Below are 4,339 nucleotides of genomic sequence, written 5' to 3' on the forward strand. Positions count from 1 at the left end.
CCGGCCGGCTTCCAAAAGGCGGTCGCGATTGCGGCCATCGGCGCTCAGCCGGTTGGCGAGCACGCAGCCCGCGCTGCCGCCGCCGACGATGACGTAGTCGAACTCGTTGCTCATTGGCGCGAACCGAGCAACAGCGATACGGCCGCGGCACGAACGAGGTTCGGTCGCGGTGAAGAAAGAGAATGGGACACAGGTGAGGCTCTCAATACGCGTGCGCCGCTCACAGTCATGCAAACAACGCGTCAGGCCCCACACTGGCGCCGCCCATCAACGAGGGTCAATACGCGCGGCGATCTTTAGAAGATCATCTTCCGAGGCGCGGCGATCGCGGCAACTTTGCACTGCGATCGCGAACGAATGAAGATGATAACTCCGCCTCCGCTCCTCCGCAGCTCTCGTCACGATCGACTCTCGCATCGTCCTCGCACGTCGGCTCTGCGAACACCGAGGTAACAGGTCACCCTCAGCCATGTGATTCAGTCCAAGCAACGTCACGCGACGTAGTTGTCCTGTTTCACATCCGCAGCACAACGCAGCGTCGCCGTTCTCTGCTGCACCGATAAATAAGAACTTGCTTCGCCTTGTTGCACCGCAATCCAGCACGCTAGGCTTGTCGTCAGCGGCAATGCTGCGGGCGCGATGACATCTCGCCACGCGCTGCCTTCACCTCCTCTCCTGGGACCACATCATGACTGTTCTGAAGACCGCCGCGCGCACGCTCGGCCTGATCGCGGCGTTGGGCGCGCTGACCTCCATCGCCATCGCCGACGCCGCCAAGGGCCCGCTGCGGGTCGGCACCAATGCCGGCTTCGCCCCACCGATCGAAGCCGCCGTGGCGGTCGCCAAGGCGCAAGGTCTGGACGTCAAGCTGATCGAGTTCACCGATCCGGTGACGCCGAACACCTCTCTGGCGAACGGCGAAATCGACCTCAACTATTTCCAGCACAAACCGTTCTTGGACGTCGTCAAGGCGGCACGCGGCTTCGACCTCGAACCGGTGGGCATCGGCATCGCCAATAAGACCGGACTGTTCTCCAAGAAGTACAAGAGCCTGGACGAGCTGCCGGTCGGCGCCCGTGTCGCGCTCGCCGGCGATCCGTTCAATTTCGGTCGCGGCCTCGAATTGCTGGAGGCGGCCGGACTGATCAAGCTGAAGCCGGACCATGGCCCTCAGGTCAATGTCGACGCGGTGATCGACAATCCGAAGAAGCTGAAATTCTTGGAGATCGACTTCCACCAATTGCCGCAGTCGCTCAACGAGGTCGACCTGGCGCACGGCTACACCCACTTCCTGAAGGCGTCCGGCGTGATAGATCCGCACGCGGCACTGTTTTGGGAGCCGATCAATCCGCGTTACGGCATCGTCTTCGTGGCGCAGCCGAAGAACAAGGACGATCCGCGGATCGCGCAGTTCATCAAAATCTACCAGACCGCTCCAGAAGTGCGCGCAGTGCTCGACAAGCAGTATGGCGACCTCTACGTCCGGCTTTGGGAACGTGAGTGATGGACGCCCTCACCGACGCCGGCGCCGGACCCGGCGTCGGCATCGCCCCTCGGAGCCGTGTCCAGACTGGCGCGGATAGCCCGCACATCATCGTCGAGCGTCTGTCGAAGCAATATCCAGGCTCGACGACACCGGCGTTGATCGAGGTCGACCTCGCCGTCAAGCGCGGCGAAGTCTTCGGCATCATCGGCCGCAGCGGTGCCGGCAAGTCGACGCTGATCCGCACGCTCAACCGGCTCGAACGTCCGACCGCCGGCCGCGTCCTGGTCGACGACGAAGACATCGCCACCTTCGACCACGCGACGTTGATCGGACTGCGCCGCCGGGTCGGCATGATCTTCCAGCACTTCAACCTGCTGTCGGCGAAGACGGTTTGGCAGAACGTTGCGCTGCCTCTGAGGGTCGCCGGTGTCGGCAAACGCGAGATCGAACGCCGCGTCGACGAACTGCTCGACATGGTGGGACTATCCGAGAAGCGCGATGTCTATCCGGCGCGGCTGTCGGGCGGACAGAAGCAGCGCGTCGGCATTGCGCGTGCTCTGGTGCATCGGCCCGAGGTGCTGCTGTGCGACGAGGCGACCTCCGCGCTCGATACCGAGAGCACCCAGGCGATCCTGGCACTGCTGCAGGACATCAACCGCCGCTTCGACCTGACGATCGTGCTGATCACCCACGAGATGGCGGTGATCCGCGAGATCTGCGACCGCGTGGTGGTTCTCGAACGCGGCAGGGTCGTCGAACACGGCGAGGTGTGGAAGGTGTTTGGCGATCCCAAGCACCAGGTCACGCAGACCCTGCTCGGCACCGTGCACAGGTCGCTTCCGCCGGAAATTCTGGCGCAATTGGTGCCGGTGCCGCGCGATCCCTCGGATCCGCTGCTGCTCGATCTGCACTTCACCGGCACCGGCGACCGTGATCCCGATATCGGCGCGATCGCGCAAGCGCTCGGCGCGCGGACACGATTGGTCTATGGCGGCGTCGATCGCATTCAGGGCCGCGCCCAGGGCCATCTGATCGTCTCGGTGGATGCCGCTGACGACCGCGACGCGGTCCTGCAGCGCGCGCACCTCTTGGCAGACAGAGTGAAGGATCTGGGTTTTGTCTCCGCTGGTCATTGATCGCCTGATCGAAGGCATCATCGATACGCTGCTGATGATCGGTGCGTCGTCGCTGATCACGCTCGGCATCGGCCTGCCCTTGGCGCTGCTGCTGGTCGCCACCAGCAAGGGCGGCATCCTCGAGCAGTCTTGGGTCAATTCCAGCGTCGGCAGCGTGGTCAATGTCGTCCGCTCGGTGCCGTTTCTGATCTTGATGGTGGCGCTGATCCCGTTCACGCGCCTGATCGTCGGCACCAGCTACGGCGTGCTCGGCGCCGTGGTGCCGCTGACCGTCGCCAGCGTGCCGTTCTTCGCCCGCATCGCCGAAGTCAGCCTGCGCGAAGTCGACCGCGGCCTGATCGAAGCTGCGGAGTCGATGGGCTGTGGCCGTTGGCACATCGTCTGGCACGTGCTGCTGCCGGAAGCGCGGCCGGGCATCGTCGCCGGCTTCACCATCACCCTGGTCAGCATGATCAACGCCTCGGCGGTGGCCGGCGCGATCGGCGCCGGTGGTCTCGGCGACCTCGCCTATCGCTATGGCTATCAGCGCTTCGACACCCAGGTGATGGTCACCGTGATCGTGCTGCTGGTGATCCTGGTGACTACAATCCAGTTTGGTGGCGACCGCCTCGCATTCGCGCTCAACAAGCGCAAATAACCAAATACGCAGGCCGACCGACGCGTTGCGCAATTGCGTGGCCGGCGCCGGCCGGCTACGCGGATCTCTGAACCATCTCACCTGGAAATGCACTCATGGCCAAACCGAAGCCCGACGTCGTCACCTGCTCCGAATGCGGGCAATTCAACTGCTATCGTCACGACAAGCGCTACCCCGGCATCTGCGCGACGACGGATCTCGCGCCCGAGGAGCGGCAGGAACTGGTCGAGTTGTATTCCGGCGATGCGGTCGACGCGACGCTGGCGCGGGCGGCGGCCGAGGTCGAGGGGCTGTATTATTGCAAGCTCAATCGCGTCGAAGAGACGGTGGCGTTCGCGCGCCGGATCGGCGCCAAGCGGATCGGTATCGCCACCTGCATCGGCCTGATCGAAGAGACCAAGGTGCTGGTCGACATCCTTCGGCTCGCCGGCTTCGAGACCCGCACCGCACTGTGCAAAGTCGGCTCGATCGACAAGACCGAGATCGGCGTGCCCGAAGAGATGAAGATCAAATGCGGCCACGAGGCGTGCTGCAATCCGGTGCTGCAGGCCCGCCTGCTCAACCGCGAAGAAACGCAGCTCAATGTCATCATGGGCCTGTGCGTCGGCCACGACTCGCTGTTCATCCGCCACGCCGAAGCGCCGGTGACGACGCTGGTGGTGAAGGACCGGGTCCTGAGCCACAATCCGGTTGCGGCTTTCCACACCGTGAAGACCTACACAAGCCGGATGCTCGACAAGAAGCGGATGCAGGAGTTGTAAGACGACCCGCGGGTTGGCTTCCGCTCGGCCCGCCACAGTTTGTCTGCCGCTCAAGGCGTGAGGAGCGAGGCAGGACCACCCTGCTCTCGCTCCTTGGCCTAGTCCCCCGTGGCCAGGGCCTACGCCATCCGTTGATCAAGACCGGCCAGGCAGCCAAGGCGTTGTGTTCATCGACCTTGCAAAATACGGATCACTTGGTGATCAGCGGCCGACGTGGCGCCGGTGCCTCCGGGCTCCACACCGGGATGATCAGGCGGGTCCAGAACCGGGTGTCGTATCCGGAGTAATTATGCTCGGCGACGTCGCGGGTCAGATAGAA

Annotated in this window: 5 protein-coding genes; 4 read left to right on the plus strand and 1 reads right to left on the minus strand. The window is 63.8% G+C overall.

What is annotated here, in order from left to right; genetic code table 11:
* A partial coding sequence (locus tag DYI24_RS22105) for a GMC family oxidoreductase N-terminal domain-containing protein (protein WP_164573858.1) occupies positions 1-114 on the minus strand: 114 nt, incomplete at its 3' end.
* A 574-nt stretch (positions 115-688) separates the two neighbouring features.
* On the opposite strand from DYI24_RS22105, the gene DYI24_RS22110 reads away from it, so the two are divergent.
* The 4 genes from DYI24_RS22110 to DYI24_RS22125 all read left to right on the plus strand — a co-directional run bounded on the left by DYI24_RS22110 (position 689) and on the right by DYI24_RS22125 (position 4,020).
* Complete coding sequence (locus DYI24_RS22110) at positions 689-1,504, plus strand: MetQ/NlpA family ABC transporter substrate-binding protein (protein ID WP_164573859.1); 816 nt, start codon at positions 689-691, stop codon at positions 1,502-1,504.
* A complete protein-coding gene (locus DYI24_RS22115; RefSeq protein ID WP_164573860.1) occupies positions 1,504-2,622 on the plus strand; it encodes a methionine ABC transporter ATP-binding protein in 1,119 nt (372 codons plus the stop codon). Before DYI24_RS22110 ends, DYI24_RS22115 begins: the two co-directional genes overlap by 1 nt.
* Positions 2,603-3,259, plus strand: coding sequence for a methionine ABC transporter permease (locus DYI24_RS22120; protein WP_199851812.1), 657 nt, complete (start codon positions 2,603-2,605; stop codon positions 3,257-3,259). Before DYI24_RS22115 ends, DYI24_RS22120 begins: the two co-directional genes overlap by 20 nt.
* 95 nt (positions 3,260-3,354) lie before the next feature.
* On the plus strand, positions 3,355-4,020 hold the full coding sequence (locus tag DYI24_RS22125; protein WP_164573861.1) for a DUF1847 domain-containing protein: 666 nt from the start codon (positions 3,355-3,357) through the stop codon (positions 4,018-4,020).
* The last annotated feature ends 319 nt before the right edge of the window (positions 4,021-4,339 follow it).

Source organism: Rhodopseudomonas sp. BR0C11 (assembly GCF_010820945.1).
Lineage (GTDB): Bacteria > Pseudomonadota > Alphaproteobacteria > Rhizobiales > Xanthobacteraceae > Rhodopseudomonas > Rhodopseudomonas palustris_H.